Source organism: Achromobacter xylosoxidans A8 (assembly GCF_000165835.1).
Classification (GTDB): Bacteria; Pseudomonadota; Gammaproteobacteria; order Burkholderiales; family Burkholderiaceae_B; genus Achromobacter; species Achromobacter xylosoxidans_B.
In genome coordinates this window covers 4,487,916-4,502,206 of sequence record NC_014640.1, presented here as the reverse complement: position 1 = coordinate 4,502,206, position 14,291 = coordinate 4,487,916, and the positions used below count along the sequence as shown (strand labels likewise).

Annotated in this window: 15 protein-coding genes; 9 read left to right on the top strand and 6 right to left on the bottom strand. The window is 67.2% G+C overall.

Annotation, left to right across the window (positions count from 1 at the left end; all coding sequences use genetic code 11):
• Positions 1-10 precede the first annotated feature (10 nt).
• The 4 genes from AXYL_RS20850 to AXYL_RS20835 all read right to left on the bottom strand — a co-directional run bounded on the left by AXYL_RS20850 (position 11) and on the right by AXYL_RS20835 (position 4,217).
• Positions 11-1,024, bottom strand: coding sequence for a hydroquinone dioxygenase large subunit (locus AXYL_RS20850; protein ID WP_013394840.1), 1,014 nt, complete (start codon positions 1,022-1,024; stop codon positions 11-13).
• A 29-nt stretch (positions 1,025-1,053) separates the two neighbouring features.
• On the bottom strand, positions 1,054-1,548 hold the full coding sequence (locus AXYL_RS20845; protein ID WP_013394839.1) for a hypothetical protein: 495 nt from the start codon (positions 1,546-1,548) through the stop codon (positions 1,054-1,056).
• A gap of 72 nt (positions 1,549-1,620) precedes the next feature.
• Entirely contained in the window at positions 1,621-2,589 is a 969-nt protein-coding gene (locus AXYL_RS20840; RefSeq protein WP_013394838.1) for a Bug family tripartite tricarboxylate transporter substrate binding protein, read from the bottom strand.
• 50 nt (positions 2,590-2,639) lie between these two features.
• Positions 2,640-4,217 carry an alkaline phosphatase family protein gene (locus tag AXYL_RS20835; RefSeq protein WP_013394837.1) on the bottom strand — a complete coding sequence of 526 codons (1,578 nt, stop codon included), beginning with the start codon at positions 4,215-4,217 and terminating at the stop codon, positions 2,640-2,642.
• A gap of 137 nt (positions 4,218-4,354) precedes the next feature.
• Between AXYL_RS20835 and AXYL_RS34210 the strand changes: the two genes are divergently transcribed.
• From AXYL_RS34210 to AXYL_RS20805, 6 genes are all read left to right on the top strand, one after another.
• Entirely contained in the window at positions 4,355-5,173 is an 819-nt protein-coding gene (locus AXYL_RS34210) for an IclR family transcriptional regulator C-terminal domain-containing protein (RefSeq protein ID WP_013394836.1), read from the top strand.
• Between the two features lie 288 nt (positions 5,174-5,461).
• The gene (locus AXYL_RS20825) at positions 5,462-6,337 is read left to right on the top strand and encodes an NAD(P)-dependent oxidoreductase (RefSeq protein ID WP_013394835.1); all 876 of its coding nucleotides are present in this window, start codon (positions 5,462-5,464) and stop codon (positions 6,335-6,337) included.
• A 65-nt stretch (positions 6,338-6,402) separates the two neighbouring features.
• Positions 6,403-7,368, top strand: a complete 966-nt coding sequence (locus AXYL_RS20820; RefSeq protein ID WP_013394834.1) for a Bug family tripartite tricarboxylate transporter substrate binding protein — start codon at positions 6,403-6,405, stop codon at positions 7,366-7,368.
• A gap of 34 nt (positions 7,369-7,402) precedes the next feature.
• A complete protein-coding gene (locus tag AXYL_RS20815) occupies positions 7,403-8,080 on the top strand; it encodes an RraA family protein (RefSeq protein WP_013394833.1) in 678 nt (225 codons plus the stop codon).
• On the top strand, positions 8,077-9,123 hold the full coding sequence (locus AXYL_RS20810; protein ID WP_013394832.1) for a hydroxyacid dehydrogenase: 1,047 nt from the start codon (positions 8,077-8,079) through the stop codon (positions 9,121-9,123). The genes AXYL_RS20815 and AXYL_RS20810 overlap by 4 nt, the downstream gene beginning before the upstream one ends.
• Positions 9,124-9,196: 73 nt before the next feature.
• Positions 9,197-9,847, top strand: a complete 651-nt coding sequence (locus AXYL_RS20805) for a GntR family transcriptional regulator (RefSeq protein ID WP_013394831.1) — start codon at positions 9,197-9,199, stop codon at positions 9,845-9,847.
• A 10-nt stretch (positions 9,848-9,857) separates the two neighbouring features.
• On the opposite strand, the gene AXYL_RS20800 is transcribed toward AXYL_RS20805, so the two are convergent.
• On the bottom strand, positions 9,858-10,538 hold the full coding sequence (locus tag AXYL_RS20800) for a TetR/AcrR family transcriptional regulator (RefSeq protein WP_013394830.1): 681 nt from the start codon (positions 10,536-10,538) through the stop codon (positions 9,858-9,860).
• Between the two features lie 138 nt (positions 10,539-10,676).
• On the opposite strand from AXYL_RS20800, the gene AXYL_RS20795 reads away from it, so the two are divergent.
• The 3 genes from AXYL_RS20795 to AXYL_RS20785 are packed head-to-tail and all read left to right on the top strand — an operon-like array spanning position 10,677 to position 13,221.
• Positions 10,677-11,888, top strand: a complete 1,212-nt coding sequence (locus AXYL_RS20795; protein ID WP_013394829.1) for a Tm-1-like ATP-binding domain-containing protein — start codon at positions 10,677-10,679, stop codon at positions 11,886-11,888.
• Positions 11,889-11,899: 11 nt separating this feature from the next.
• Positions 11,900-12,730, top strand: coding sequence for a phosphoenolpyruvate hydrolase family protein (locus AXYL_RS20790; protein WP_013394828.1), 831 nt, complete (start codon positions 11,900-11,902; stop codon positions 12,728-12,730).
• Positions 12,731-12,777: 47 nt separating this feature from the next.
• Positions 12,778-13,221, top strand: a complete 444-nt coding sequence (locus AXYL_RS20785) for an SRPBCC family protein (RefSeq protein WP_013394827.1) — start codon at positions 12,778-12,780, stop codon at positions 13,219-13,221.
• 16 nt (positions 13,222-13,237) lie between these two features.
• On the opposite strand, the gene AXYL_RS20780 is transcribed toward AXYL_RS20785, so the two are convergent.
• On the bottom strand, positions 13,238-14,203 hold the full coding sequence (locus AXYL_RS20780) for a LysR family transcriptional regulator (RefSeq protein WP_013394826.1): 966 nt from the start codon (positions 14,201-14,203) through the stop codon (positions 13,238-13,240).
• Between the last annotated feature and the right edge of the window lie 88 nt (positions 14,204-14,291).

Below are 14,291 nucleotides of genomic sequence, written 5' to 3'. Positions count from 1 at the left end.
GGGGGCGGATTCAGAACTCGACCGGGTAGGGCGCGAGTTCGCCGCATTCATACCGCTGGGGCAGGTCGGGCGTGGCGTTCTCCCAGACCAGCAGCATCGAGCGCTTGGTCGAATAGCCCTGATGACGGATGTCGGCGGGCATGGCGCAGATGTCGCCGGCGCGCATGGTGACGCGGGCGCGCGGTGCGCCGGTGTCCTTGTCGCCGATGTCCCAGACGATCTCGTCCGACAGCTGCAGGAACCATTCGACGCGGTCGTTGCCGTGGAACACCGGCAGGATGAATTCCTCGGTGGTGGGGCAGAACAGGCTGGCGCCGCAAACGGAAGTGACCGAAGGATTCCAGGTGACGTCCGAGCGCGACAGGTACTTGAACAGGCTGAACGCATGCAGCGCGCCTTCGTAGCCCGGCTCGGCATGGATCTGCGGCTCGTCCTGGGTCACGTCGGCGAAGGCCCGGTTGACCGGCAGTTCGTCGCGCAGCGGCGAGTCTTCCGGCAGGCCCGGCATGCGCCGCGTGGCGATGCGCGAGCGCTCGATGGCGGCGATATTGTCGCCATGCTTGCGGCCGAAGGCCGAGCCGGTCTCCTCGGGCGCGGCAAAGGGATCGAAACCCTCGTTGGTCCAGTCGTGCAGCATGGCTTTGAAGGTGGCCATGATGAGCGGGGTGTCGAAAGTCTCGGTGTAGTCCACGCCCGCCGCCTTCATGACGCCGTTGAACGAACCGGCGTAGACGTCCACCTTGCCGTAATGGTTGCGCGTGCCGAACACGTGGTCGAAGTTGACCCAGCCATAGAAAAAGCCCCAGGCCACGTCGCGCATCAGCGCGCGCAGGAAGGCATCGGCCGGGATGGCGTGGGTGCGGATCTGGCCTTTGGAGGGCCAGTGCACTTTGACGAAGTATTCGTCGCGGATGAAGGTGAACGCGCCCAGGTCGAAGCGCTTGTAGCCGGTGGCGGCGTCGGCGGCGCCGGCGGCGACTTTGCCGGCGGCGAAAGAGGGGGCGTGTGTGTCCAGCATGGCCATATCGGTACTCCTGAAGGAAAAGGGGGGGCTTACTGCAGGCAGATGTCCGCCCACTTCTCGACGGACAATTCGCCCGCGCGGGTCTGTATCAGCAGCACGCCCGGATACGGCGCGGTGAATCGGTAGGCGCAGCCGGCGGGCAGCAGGCATTGGTGCCCGCGGCCCAGCAGCACCCGGCCCATGGGCTTGCCGGCCGGAGCCTGGCCCGCCAGCACGCTGCCGTCCGCGCTGGCGGGCGGCTGGTCCAGGGCCAGGAACTCGACCTGGGCCTGGCCGTCCATCAGGATGGCGAACTCGTCATGGCTGCAGGCGTACCAGGGCGACACGCCTTCGGCGCGCAGGGTTTCGATGACGTACTCCAGGTTCTTGCCGACCACGACTTTTTCGTAGGGCGCGGAGTTGGCCGCCACCTCGAAGATGTTGGAAAAGACGTAGTGGCGCGGTGAGCCCTGCGTGATCTCGATCGAGCCCTTGCGGTAGTCCTTCAGCGAGCCGAAGACGGTGGCGGGTGTTGCGGCGTTCATGTGGCCTCCTTTGGCGGGGAATGCCGTGCGCGCGGCGGAAGTGGCGCGGACGGCGGGAGCGGGGCGGGTGTGTCAGTCCACCTTGAGGTTGATCTTGCGGATGACTGCAGTCCATTTGGCGGCGTCCTCGCGCAGGCGCAGCGCGGTGGCGTCGGGCGATTCGGGCTGCGGATCCAGGTCGTTGCCTTGCAGCTTCTGCTTCACCTCGGGAAGCGCCAGGGCGCGCGCCACCTCTTCATTCATGCGTTGCACGATGGCGGCCGGCGTGTCCTTGGGCGCGAACAGCATTTCGCGGAAGGTGGCGTCGTAGCCGGCCACGCCCGCCTGCTGCATGGTCGGCACGTCCGATGCCTGGACCGAGCGCGCGCTGCCCGACACCGCCAGCCCGTAGAGCTTGCCGGCCGCGACGTAGGGCGCGACCACGGGCGACGCCAGATAGCCGCAGGGCACTTGCCCGGCCAGCACGTCCTGGGTGGCGGGCGACGGGCCCTTGTAGGGCACATGCAGGATGTCCAGTCCTGCGCCCGACAGATAAAGCTCCATGGCCAGATGTCCCGGCACGCCCTGGCCGCCGGAGGCATAGCTGAGCGCGCCGGGCGTCTTCCTGGCCTGCGCGTCCAGCTGCGCCAGGGTGCGCAGGCCCGTCGCGGGCGAGCACACCAGCATCTGGTTGAAGTTCGCCAGCGCGACCACGGGCGTCAGGTCGTCGGCCTTGAAGTTCAGCTTGCGGTAGATGGCCGGGTTGATGGTGACCACTGTGTCCGGCGCCTCGAGAAAGGTGTAGCCGTCGGCGGGCGACCGGGCCACCGCTTCGGCGCCGATGTTGCCGCCCGCGCCGGGCCGGTTCTCGATGATGACCGGCTGCTTGAGCGACTGTCCCACGGCGTCGGCCACGATGCGCGCCGCCGTGTCGCCCGGCGATCCCGCGGGAAAGGCGACCACGATGCGGATGGCGCGCGTGGGCCAGTCCTCTTTCGGCTGGGCGTGCGACGCCGTGCTGGCGGCCACACAGGCTGCCAGCGCAAGTAAATGCGGTTTCATGCTGTCTCCTGACGTTTATTTTTCAGGCGCGCGGGTCCAGGCGCGCTGCGCTACCACCTGCCGATATGGATGCCGGCCGATTCCTCCTTGCGTGTCCATCCCGTCATGGCGGCGTGGCTGACGGTGGGGTGGATCTTGCGGTTGCGCAGCCAGTCGAACAGCATGGCCTGGTAGCGTTCCCGGATGGCTGCGTGCGCGGGGTCCGCGCCCAGGTCGTCGTATTCGTCGGGGTCGGCGCGCAAGTCGAATAGCTGGGGGCGCAGGCCTTCGAAATGGACGTACTTCCATTCGTGGTCGCGCACCATGATGGTGTGGCAGCCGTCGGCGGGACGGCCCAGCGGCTCGCGCACGAAGTCGCGGAACGCGTAGTTGTTTTCCGAGTACACGGCGCGGCGCCAGTCTGCCGGTTCCTCGCCGCGCAGCAGCGGCAACAGGGAGCGTCCTTCGAGGATGTGGTCGGGAATCTCCGCGCCCAGGGCGTCCAGGATGGTGGGGACCAGGTCTATGGCTTCCACCAGCCGCGATTCCACGCCGCCGCGCCGGGCGTCGTCGCCTGGCAGGCGCACGATCAGCGGCACCTTGGCCACGCAGTCGTGGAACAGCTCCTTCTCGCCCAGGTAGTGATCGCCCAGGTAGTCGCCATGGTCGCTGCAGAAAATGACCATGGTGTCCTGGTCGCGGCCGCTGCGCCGCAGATAGTCGAACAGCACGCCCAACTGGTCGTCGAGCTGCTTGATCAGGCCCATGTAGGTGGGTATCACGGTCTCGCGCACTTGGTCGCAGGAGAAGTTCCTGCTGACCTCCGCCTGGCGAAAGCCCTGCAGCACGGGATGCGCATTCTCCAGTTCGCGCGCAACGCGCTTGGCCGCCTGGATGTCGTAGGTCGAATACATGGCGTGGTAAGGCGCGGGCGCAACATAGGGCCAGTGCGGCTTGATGTAGGACAGGTGCAGCACCCAGGGCTGCTCGCCGCTCTGCTCCATGAACTCGATCGCGCGCCGCGTCATGTAGGGCGTTTCGGAGTCCGTTTCGGCGACGCGCGCCGGCAGGCCGGCATAGCGCATGTTCCAGCCGGACAGGATCTCGCCGTTGGCGCCCAGCGCCGAATTGGCGTGGTCGTGCCAGGGGTTGGCACCGTCGTAGCCTTGCTGGCGCAGGTACTGCGTGTAGCGGTGCGATTCATCGCTGAAGCCCGGCGGCCAGATGCCATCGTCGCGGTCATAGGGCTCGAACCCGCCTTGCGCCGCCTGGATGCCCACGGCGCTCGCCGGGTCCAGGCCCAGGCGCCGCATGCCGGCCCTGTCGGCTTCCACGTGGGTCTTGCCCGCCACCGCCACGCGCACGCCCAGCGGGCGCAGATAGTCGCCCAGCGTCATTTCGCTGACCGGCATGGGTACGAAGTTCCACACGGCGCCGTGGCTGGTGACATAGCGGCCGGTGTAATAGGACATGCGCGAGGGGCCGCAGACCGGCCCCTGCACGAAGGCATTGTCGAAGCGCACGCCTTCGGCGGCCAGGCGGTCGATATTGGGAGTGCGCAGGCGCGGATGCCCATAGCAGGACAGATAGTCCCAGCGCAGTTGGTCGCACATGATCCAGAGCACATTGCGTACAGCCTGTCCGCTCATTCCCGCCTCTCGTCCGGTTCCGCCAGCCACCACGGCTTGCGATAGACGCCACGATATTTCGCGGGGGCTGGGCGGCTCAAGCAGGTTTTGCTAGAGTTTCACTGGGTGAAATTTCCAGATTTGTGGAAGAGGGCGCAATGAGCCGTTGGACGCCGAAGGTGAAGACCATAGATGCGCTGGAGCGCGGCCTGATCGTGCTGGACGAAGTGCGCGCCACGCAGGGCGCAAGCTTGCAGGAATTGCATGTGCGCACCGGCTATGCCAAGGCCACGCTGCTGCGCATCCTGGCGACGCTGCAATTGCGCGGGCTGATCTGGCGGCGGATCGCCGACGACTATTTCTGCCCGGCCAGTTCGCTCAATGAACCCAGCCGGCGCGCGCGCGTGCTGGACCTGCTGGGCCAGTGCGCGGCGCCCGAGCTGGACCGCCTGCAGGCGGAGGTGCTATGGCCGTCGGACCTGACGGTGCGGCGCGGCAGCGCCATGATCGTGCGCGAAACCAATCGCAGCCAGTCGTACTTCACCATCCGCCGCGACAACATCGGCTTCCAGATCAACATGCTGCGCTCCGCGGTGGGGCGGGCCTATCTGGCGTTCTGCGCCGACAAAGAGCGCGATTCGATCCTGGAGGCGTTGCGCCGCAGCCGCCGCGAGGGCGACGCGCTGGCGCACGATTGCGCCGCCGTGGCCAAGCTGCTGGAGCAGACGCGCCGCCAGGGCTATGCCCTGCGCGAGCAACGCTTCGGCGGCGACTACGACAAGACCCGCAAGGACCAGAACGACAGGCTGGAGGCCATTGCCGTGCCCATCATGGCCGCTCCGGGAAAGCTGTACGGCTGCGTCAACATTGTGTGGATCCAGGGCGTGCGCTCGACCGGGCAGATGGTCGAGCAGTGCCTGGAGCCGCTGTGCCGCACGGCGCGAGCCATCTCCGCCGGCATGGTCCGGCGCGCCTGAGGCGCCAGGAATGCACTGCGGCAGCTGGCTGCCGAGCAGCTCCGCGCATCGCGCCATCCCTTCTCTCTGAACGACCGCCAACCATCGCGAGGGCATGCGCCAATCCGGCGTCTGCCCCGCGTGGCGCGGCGCTTGCGGGCGTCTGGTTGCGACCGGCCGGGTACAGGCTTGGGTCAATGAATGTTTTTTTAATGTACTAAAAATATAGAAATCATAGGGTTTACACGAATAATATCAACGAAATTTTCATTCTATAAAGCATCATTGTTTTTTTATGTATTTTTAGAGATGAAAATTGCTCTGTTGGGCTGCGGCGAGGTCGGTTCCTGCTATGCGCAGGCATGGGGCGCCGCCGGGCATACGCTGGTCGGGATCTGCGAGTTGCGGCAGGACGAGGAAATGGCGGGACGCGCCCGGCGTCATGGCGCGGGATTGCACGCCGAGCCCGGCGCATGGCTGGGAGAGGCGGATATCGTCGTGTCGGCGGTGTACGGCCATGCGGCGCTGGAGATGGCGCGGCAGAGCTTTCCGCATATGCGCCAGGACGCGGTCTATGCCGACTTCACGACAGCCAGCGCGCCCGACATGCAGGCCGCTTCGGCGGCCGCAGCGGAACGGAACATCGACTTCACCGACGTCGCGATCATGGGCGCCATTGCCCTGTTGGCGGAACGCACGCCCTTGCTCTGCGCGGGGACCGGCACGGACGCGGTGCTGCGGCTGGCAGAGAGCGGCGGGGCGCCGGCGCGCGCCATACAGGGAGCGGCGGGCGATGCCGTGCGCCTGAAGCTGCTGCGCAGCATCATGACCAAGGGCATGGAAAGCCTGGCGGTGGAATGCCTGGTGGCGGCCGAATCCATGGGATTGAGAGCCTCGCTTTACGAGGTGCTGGCGGACATAGACCAGACGCCGCTTACGGCCTTCATGGATTCGTTCGTCCGATCCCACGTGCTGCATGCCCAGCGCCGGCAGGCGGAAGTCCGCGAAGCCCGCGAGCAACTGATCGAGGCGGGACTGGAGCCCCTGGTTCTGGACGGCGTCGAACGGCTTTTCAGCCGCACCAGCATGGGCATCCAGGACGCGCGGGCGAGTGGCGATTTCAATCTGCCGGATTCGGTCGAGGCGCGCCTGGCCTGGCTGACGGCTTTGGCGCGCGAGCGCTGAGCGCCGCGCTGCATCGCGACGCAGCGACGGCATATCCAACAAGAATCAACTGTGCGAGGAAGACAATGAAGGCTCTGAAGAAACTCCTGGCGGCAACGCTGGTGCTGGGTTGCGCCGCCGCGAACGCGGCGGATATGGGCACGGCGCCCATCACGCTCATTTCCCCGTTTCCGCCTGGCGGCGGCACCGATACGCTGACCCGCATGATCGGCAGCGCGATCGGTCAGGACCAGGGCTGGAACATGGTGGTGGAGAACAAGCCGGGCGCCGGCGGCAACCTGGCGCTGGACGCCACCGCCCGCGCGCGTCCGGACGGACATACGCTGGTGATGGCCCAGACCGACAACATCGTGCTGAATCCCTGGCTCTACAACAAGCTCAGCTACGACACGTTCAAGGATTTCCGGCATGTCGGTCCCGTGGCCACATCGCCGAGCGTTTTCGTGGTCCTGCCCGAATCCCCGTTCAAGACGGTCGGCGATGTGGTCAAGGCAGCGCAAGCTCGCCCTGGTCAGGTTTCGCTCGGCATTCCCGGCATCGGCGGCACTGGCGACCTGACCGGCTATCTCTGGCGCAAGGCCGCGAACATGGAGTTGATGCATGTGCCTTACCGGGGCTGGGGCCAGGCGTTCCCGGACCTGGCCAGCGGCCGCATCGATATGTATGTGGGCTCCGTGGCTTCGCTGCTGCCGCAGATCCGCGGCGGCAAGGTCCGCGCGCTGGCGGTGGTTGCCAAGGAACGCGCGCCGGCCTTGCCCGACGTGCCCACGTTCGTGGAAAGCGGATTCAAGACGATCGACCAGTCGATATGGTGGGGGTTGATGGCACCCGCCAAGACGCCGGATGACGTGGTCGCCGCATTGAACCGGGCCTTGCAGCAGGTCCAGTCCCAGCCAGAACTGGTGAAAAAACTGGAAGACGCCGGCTATAGCGTGCTCAAGGGCGCGCCCGAGGATCTGGCTCGCCAGCATCGGGCGGATCACGAGATCTTCGGCAAGGTCGTGCAGGACGCCGGCATTCCCAAACAGTAATGGCAACGCATTGCAATTCCCGACAGGAGCAAACATGATCGGTTTTGAGATCCACGCCCGCAAGCGTGCGGCAAGCAAGCAAACCGTGGACAAGTTCAAAGGCGTGCCGGTCGCCAACATCAGCGACTGCATGTCGCGGATGACGGCCGGCGGTGCGCGCTTGCAGCCCATGCACGATGGCAGCCCGCTGGCCGGTCCGGCCCTGACCGTGCGCACCCGCCCTGGCGACAATCTGCTGGTGCACAAGGCGCTTGATCTGGCGCAGCCCGGCGACGTGATCGTGGTGGATGCGGGTGGCGACCTGACCAACGCCATCATCGGCGAAATCATGACCAGCTACGCGCAGACGCGCGGCATTGCGGGCATTGTGATCAATGGCGCGATCCGCGACAGCGGCACGATCCGCCGCGGCGCGTTTCCGGTCTATGCGGCCGGCGTGACCCACCGGGGGCCCTACAAGGACGGGCCCGGCGAGATCAACTGCGTCATTTCCCTGAACGGCATGACGATTGCGCCGGGCGATCTGATCCTGGGCGACGAGGACGGCCTGCTGTCGATTCCGTTCGAGCAGACTGAAGCGGTCTATCTGGCTGCCGCGTCCAAGCACGAACTGGAAACGAAGATGCTGGCTGACATCGCGGCGGGATCGCTGGATACCTCCTGGGTCGATGCCCGGCTCAAGCAGCTGGGTTGCACGGAGGCGCGGTCGTGAGCGTGACGGCGCGGCTGCCGGGCGGCATGCGCATCGTCCGGTTGGATCTCTGGATCGACCCTGCGTTCGACGCTTGCATCCAGGGCGAGCCCGGCTTGAGCGTCGAAGTGCTGCCTGCGCGCGACGAGACGATCACGGCGGCGGGATTGGCCGGCGCGCATGCCTACCATGTCAGCGCGGCCAAGGACGAGGTCCCCGCGCGCTGGCAAGTGTCGGAAAGCCTGCTGGCACAGTGCCCGGCACTGCTTTGCGTGTCCTCGGGCGGCGCGGGCTACGACACCGTGGACGTAGCGGCCTGCACGCAGGCCGGGGTGGCCGTGGTGAACCAGGCCGGCGCCAACGCCGCGTCAGTGGCGGAAATGACGTTTGCCTTGCTGCTGTCGCTGGTCAAGCGCCTGCGTGAATCCCAGTCTGCGCTGCTGGCGGGATCCGCCGCCTCGCGCGAGGCCCTGATGGGGCGCGAGATCGAAGGGCGCGTGCTGGGGATCGTGGGCATCGGTGAAATTGGCCGCCGAGTGGCACGTATTGCCGCCGGCTTCGGCATGCGGGTGATGGCATGCGATCCGCTGCTTGCGCCCGAGGAAATCCGCTCCCGCGGCGCCGAGCCCGTGAGCCTCCCGCAACTGCTCGAACAGGCCGACGTGGTGAGCCTGCATTGCCCGCTGAATGACGACACGCGGGGCATGATCGGGACCGCGGCGTACGCCAGGATGCGTCCCGGCGCGCTGTTCATTTCGACCGCGCGCGGCGGCATCCATGACGAGCAGGCGCTGCTTGCCGCCTTGCAGGACGGGCGGTTGGCCGGCGCGGGGCTGGATGTCTGGGACGAGGAGCCTCCCCCGCCCGGGCATGGCCTGCTGCTGCGTTCCGATGTCGTGGCGACCTACCACACGGGAGGCGTCACGCACGAAGGCCGGCGCAAGGTCGCGCAAGGGTCCGCCAGCCAGATCATGGAAATGTTGGCCGGACGCCGCCCCGAACGGCTGCTGAATCCGGAGGTCTGGCCCAGGTTCCTGGAGCGGCTTGCGCAACGCCAGTATTGACGCAGCCAGGCGCGATTGCCGGGATGGGCTTCCGGTATAGTTCGAGAACCCTGATCTGGAGTCATGCGCCATCATGTCGAGCGCCCGCGATTACGTCTATGCAGAGTTGCGCCGCCGCTTGATGGCGGGCGCTTTCATGCCCGGCGAACGGCTGCGCGAAGAACACATCGCCGCCGAACTCTCCGTCAGCCGGACGCCGGTGCGCAGCGCGATCGAACGCCTGGTGACGGACGGTCTGGTCAAGCACGAAGGCCGGCGCGGAGCCGTGGTGCTGGGCTGGCAGGACCGCGACATCGACGAAGCGTTCGAGCTGCGCATGCTGCTTGAACCGTATTCCGCCAAGGCGGCGGCCGAACGGGCCAGCCCGGAGCAGATAGGCGAACTCGAGCGCATCAACCAGTGCATGCTCGATGCCATCAACGCCGATGCTCCCGACAGCGTCGCGCAGGTGCAGCACTTCAACAACCAGTTCCACCACGCGCTGCTCGAAGCGGCGCAATCCGCCCGCGTGCGGTCTATGGTGGAAAGCTTGCTGGACATGCCCATCATCATCGGCTCGTTCTACTTCTACACCAAGGACGACATGCTGCGCAGCGTGGAGCATCATCGCCAGATCATCGCGGCGCTGCGCGCGCGCGATGCGGAATGCGCCCAGATCGCCATGCGCTTCCATCTGGCTGCCACGCATCTGCTTTTCCGCAGCCACCGCAAGTCGGGCCAGTAGCGGGCCGGCGTTACTTCCGGACGCGCTTTGCTGGCGCTTCCTTGCCGGACCCGGCCTCGGCCAGCGCCTGCGCGATGATGGCCTGGGCGGTCCAGCGCGCCACGTCCGTGAGTTCGGGCAGTTCCAGTTTCCAGATGTCCTTCAACACCAGGAACACCTCGGTGCCGTAGACCAGCGACAGGGCCTGCGTCACGCGGTCCAGTTGGGCCGGCGTCAGTTCGGCGGACAGCGGCGCGATGGCGCGCTTGAGGATGTCGACGCGATGCCCGCGCACCAGCCGCGGTTCGGCGCCGCCACGGCCGGCGCTGGCCTCGGCGTGCTGCTGCAGCGACACCATGATGGCGGCGCGCAGCGGCGCTTCATGCGATTCGAGCCGGGGATAGGCGAAGCGCAGCAGTTCGTCGACCCGCCCGGCGGCGTCTGGCGCGGCCGAGTCCCAGGCCAGGATGGGGCCGAGGCTCTCGTCCACCACGGCGGCGATCAGCGCGCTCTGGCTGGGAAAGTAGCGGTAGGCGGTGGCGCGCGAGACCTGCGCGTGTTCGGCCAGTTCGGCCACCGATGGCGTGATGCCTTCGGCCATCAGCCGCTGCGCCGCATCCAGCAGGGTCTTGCGCATGCGCGCGCGCGGCCCGTGCGGCGGCTCGCCGCTGGCGGCGGCCTGCGGACTGGCCGGCGCGATCAGCCGCGCCATGCCGGTTGCGGAGGGGGCGGGAGTTTGACGTGAGACAGGTGTCTCAGTATGATTCTTTCGTCTCATTTCTAGATTCTACAGGCCTAGCGGCCTCACATATCGAGGCGCGCACCGAGTGTAGCCGCCCGCGGAGGAGTCATGACGCATTCGAACCGGCGGGTCTACGTGGCCGCCACCTACGACACGAAAGGCCAAGAGGCCGAATACGTGATGGACCTGCTGCGGCGGGATGGGCTGGACCCGGTATCGGTGGACGTGTCCACCTCCGGCGCCGCCAGCGCGGCCCAGGTGCAGGCCAGCGAGGTGGCCGCCAGCCATCCCGGGGGCGCCGGCGCGGTCTTCACCGGCGACCGGGGTACGGCCATCGCGGCCATGGCGCTGGCCTTCGAACGCTACGCTGCCGCCAATGCGGAAATCGGCGCGCTGCTGGGCCTGGGCGGTTCGGGCGGCACCGCCTTGATCACGCCGGCCATGCGCGCGCTGCCCATCGGCACGCCCAAGCTGATGGTGTCGACCATGGCCTCGGGCAATGTCGCGCCCTATGTCGGGCCGTCGGACATCGCCATGATGTATTCCGTGACCGACGTCGCGGGCCTGAACCGCATTTCGCGCCGGGTGCTGGCCAACGCCGCCGGCGCGATCGGCGGCGCCTTCCGGCAGGCCGCCCGCGCGGTCGCCGACGACGGCCGGCCCGCCGTGGGCATCACCATGTTCGGCGTCACCACCGCCTGCGTGCAGCAAGTCACGCCGCTGCTGGAGTCCCGCTACGACTGCCTGGTATTCCACGCCACGGGCACGGGCGGGCAGTCGATGGAAAAGCTGCTGGACAGCCGTTTGCTGGGCGGCGTGCTGGACCTGACCACAACCGAAGTCTGCGACTTCCTGTTCGGCGGCGTGCTGGCCTGCACCGAGGACCGTTTCGGCGCCGTGGCCCGCACCGGCTTGCCCTACGTGGGCTCCTGCGGCGCGCTGGACATGGTGAACTTCGGCGCCATGGACACCGTGCCGGAGCGCTACCGCGGCCGCAAGTTCTATCCGCACAATCCGCAGGTGACGCTGATGCGCACCACCGTGGAAGAAAACACCCGCCAGGGCGAGTGGATCGCCGCCCGCCTGAACCAGTGCCAGGGGCCGGTGCGCTTCCTGATCCCGGAAGGCGGCGTATCCGCGCTGGACGCGCCGGGCCAGGCGTTCTGGGACCCGGAGGCCGACGCTGCCCTGTACGCGGCGCTGGAGGCGAATCTGGTGCAGACCGCCGACCGCCGCCTGGTGCGCGTGCCTTGCCACATCAATGACCCGCTGTTCGCCCAGACCGCGGTCGACCAATTTCTTGAAATCGCCACACACTGAGGACCGCCGCCATGCCGCGCTTTGACCGCAACGAACTCCTGGACAAGTATCGCGCCATGGTGCGCGCGCGCACGCCCATCGTCGGCGGTGGCGCGGGCACCGGCCTGTCGGCCAAGTGCGAGGAAGCGGGCGGCATCGACCTGATCGTGATCTACAACTCGGGCCGCTACCGCATGGCGGGCCGCGGTTCGCTGGCCGGCCTGCTGGCCTATGGCAACGCCAACGAGATCGTGGTGGACATGGGGCGCGAAGTCCTGCCGGTGGTGAAGAAGACACCGGTGTTGGCCGGTGTCAACGGCACCGATCCGTTCTGCGACTTCGACGTGTTTCTCGACGACCTCAAGCGCCAGGGCTTTGCCGGCGTGCAGAACTTTCCCACCGTGGGCCTGATCGACGGCACCTTCCGCGCCAATCTGGAAGAGACCGGCATGGGCTATGCGCTGGAAGTGGACATGATCCGTCTGGCGCATCAGAAGGGCATGCTGACCACGCCCTACGTGTTCAACGAGGACGACGCCGTTGCCATGACGAAGGCCGGGGCCGACATCATCGTGGCCCACATGGGCCTGACGACTGGCGGCTCGATCGGCGCGGAAACCGCGCAGACGCTGGACGACTGCGTGGCGGCCATCGACCGCATCGCCGCGGCCGCGCTGGCGGTGCGGCCGGATATCATCGTGCTGTGCCATGGCGGTCCGATAGCCACGCCCGAAGACGCGGCCCACGTGCTGCGCGCGTGCAAGCATTGCCATGGCTTCTACGGCGCCAGCTCGATGGAGCGGCTGCCGACTGAACAGGCATTGACCGCGGCGACCCGCGAATTCAAGAGCCTGACGTTCTGATTCCGTAGTTTCCTCAATCCCTGGGCCGCGCGCCCGCAGGAGTCCGCATGCCGCACACCGTATACGTCAGCGCCATCATCCACGCGCCGCTACAGAAAGTCTGGGCCAGTTTCCGCGATTTCAACGGCCTGGCCGACTGGCACCCCGGCATCGCCGAAAGCCGCCTGGAAGAGGGCGGCCGCCATGACGCCGTGGGCAGCGTGCGGCACCTGTCGCTCAAGCCTTCCGGCTTCGTGCGCGAGCAGTTGCTGATGCTGGACGATCCGGGCACGGCGCTGCGCTATTCCATCGTCGAGACCGACCTGCCCATGCGCGACTACACCGCCGGCGTGTCGCTGCATGCCGTCACCGAAGGCGGCCAGACGCTGGTGGAATGGTGGGCGGATTTCCGCGTCGAGGGCGCGGAATTGAGCGACGTAGTGAACGCCGTGGGTCGCAACGTGTTCGCGGCGGGACTGGCGGCGCTAGACGAGAAGCTGCGCGGGGCCTGAGCGCGCCGCGCTGCTTTTACGCTTTCAAGCCTTTGGCCGGCATGCGTTTGCAGCCGGCCGGCAACTGCGCCGTGCGCAGATAGTCGTGAATGGCGTGGATCAGGGCTTGCGCGGCGGGGCTCAAGGGGTATTCCTTGTGGCGGATGATGCAGACCGTGCGCACCACCGTGGGCCGGGCCAGCAGGGCATAGGCCAGGCCGGGCTCCATCACCCGTTGCGCCGCCAGCGCCGGCAATAGCGCCACGCCGAGTCCGGCCTGGACCAGCGCCGCCTGCGAGGTGGTGCTGGAAGCCTCGTAGAAGGGCGCGCCGGCCTCTATCGGCAGGTCGGCGCGGGCCCGCAAGAGCGCCATGATGCCGGTCTCGTCCACCACCCCGACCAGCTTGCGGCCGGCCAGATCCGACCAGCGCATCGTGCCGTCGCGCGCCGGGCGCAGACTGGCGTCGTCCTCCCGATACAGTACGCCGAAGCGGTCCTCCAGCAGGGCGTCGAACTGCAGTCCGGGCGCGTCGGCCCAGCGGCTGGTCAAGCCGAAATCCACTTCGCGCGCGGCGACCTTGCGCTGGATGCGGCCGGAGTTGTCGTCGCTGAGGTACAGCCGCACGGCCGGATAGCGGGCCGAGTAGGCCGCGGCGGCGGGCGCGATGATCTGCGTGATGGCCGACGGCGCCGCCGCCACGCCGACGCGTCCGCGCTCCAGCGCGCCGTAGCGCTGCACATCGTCTATCACTCCATCGAAATCCGCCAGCAGCCGCATGACGCGCGGCAGGAATTCCTCGCCCGCCGCTGTCAGCAGCACGCGCCGGCTGGTGCGCGCGAACAGCTGCGTGGCCAGCGCGTCCTCCAGTTGCCGCACCAGGCTGGTCACGGACGACTGAGTCTGGAACAGGCGCTTGGCCGCATGCGTGAAGCTGGATTCCTGGGCCACCGCGACGAAGGCGGTCAGGTGTTTCAGGGTGACGTGCTTGGGCAGACGATTCATTTCAAATCATGATAGATGGATCAATTAAAACAATTTTCCCAGATTGATCGGGCCGACGATACTAGACCCTTTCGGCGTCCGCGGATTC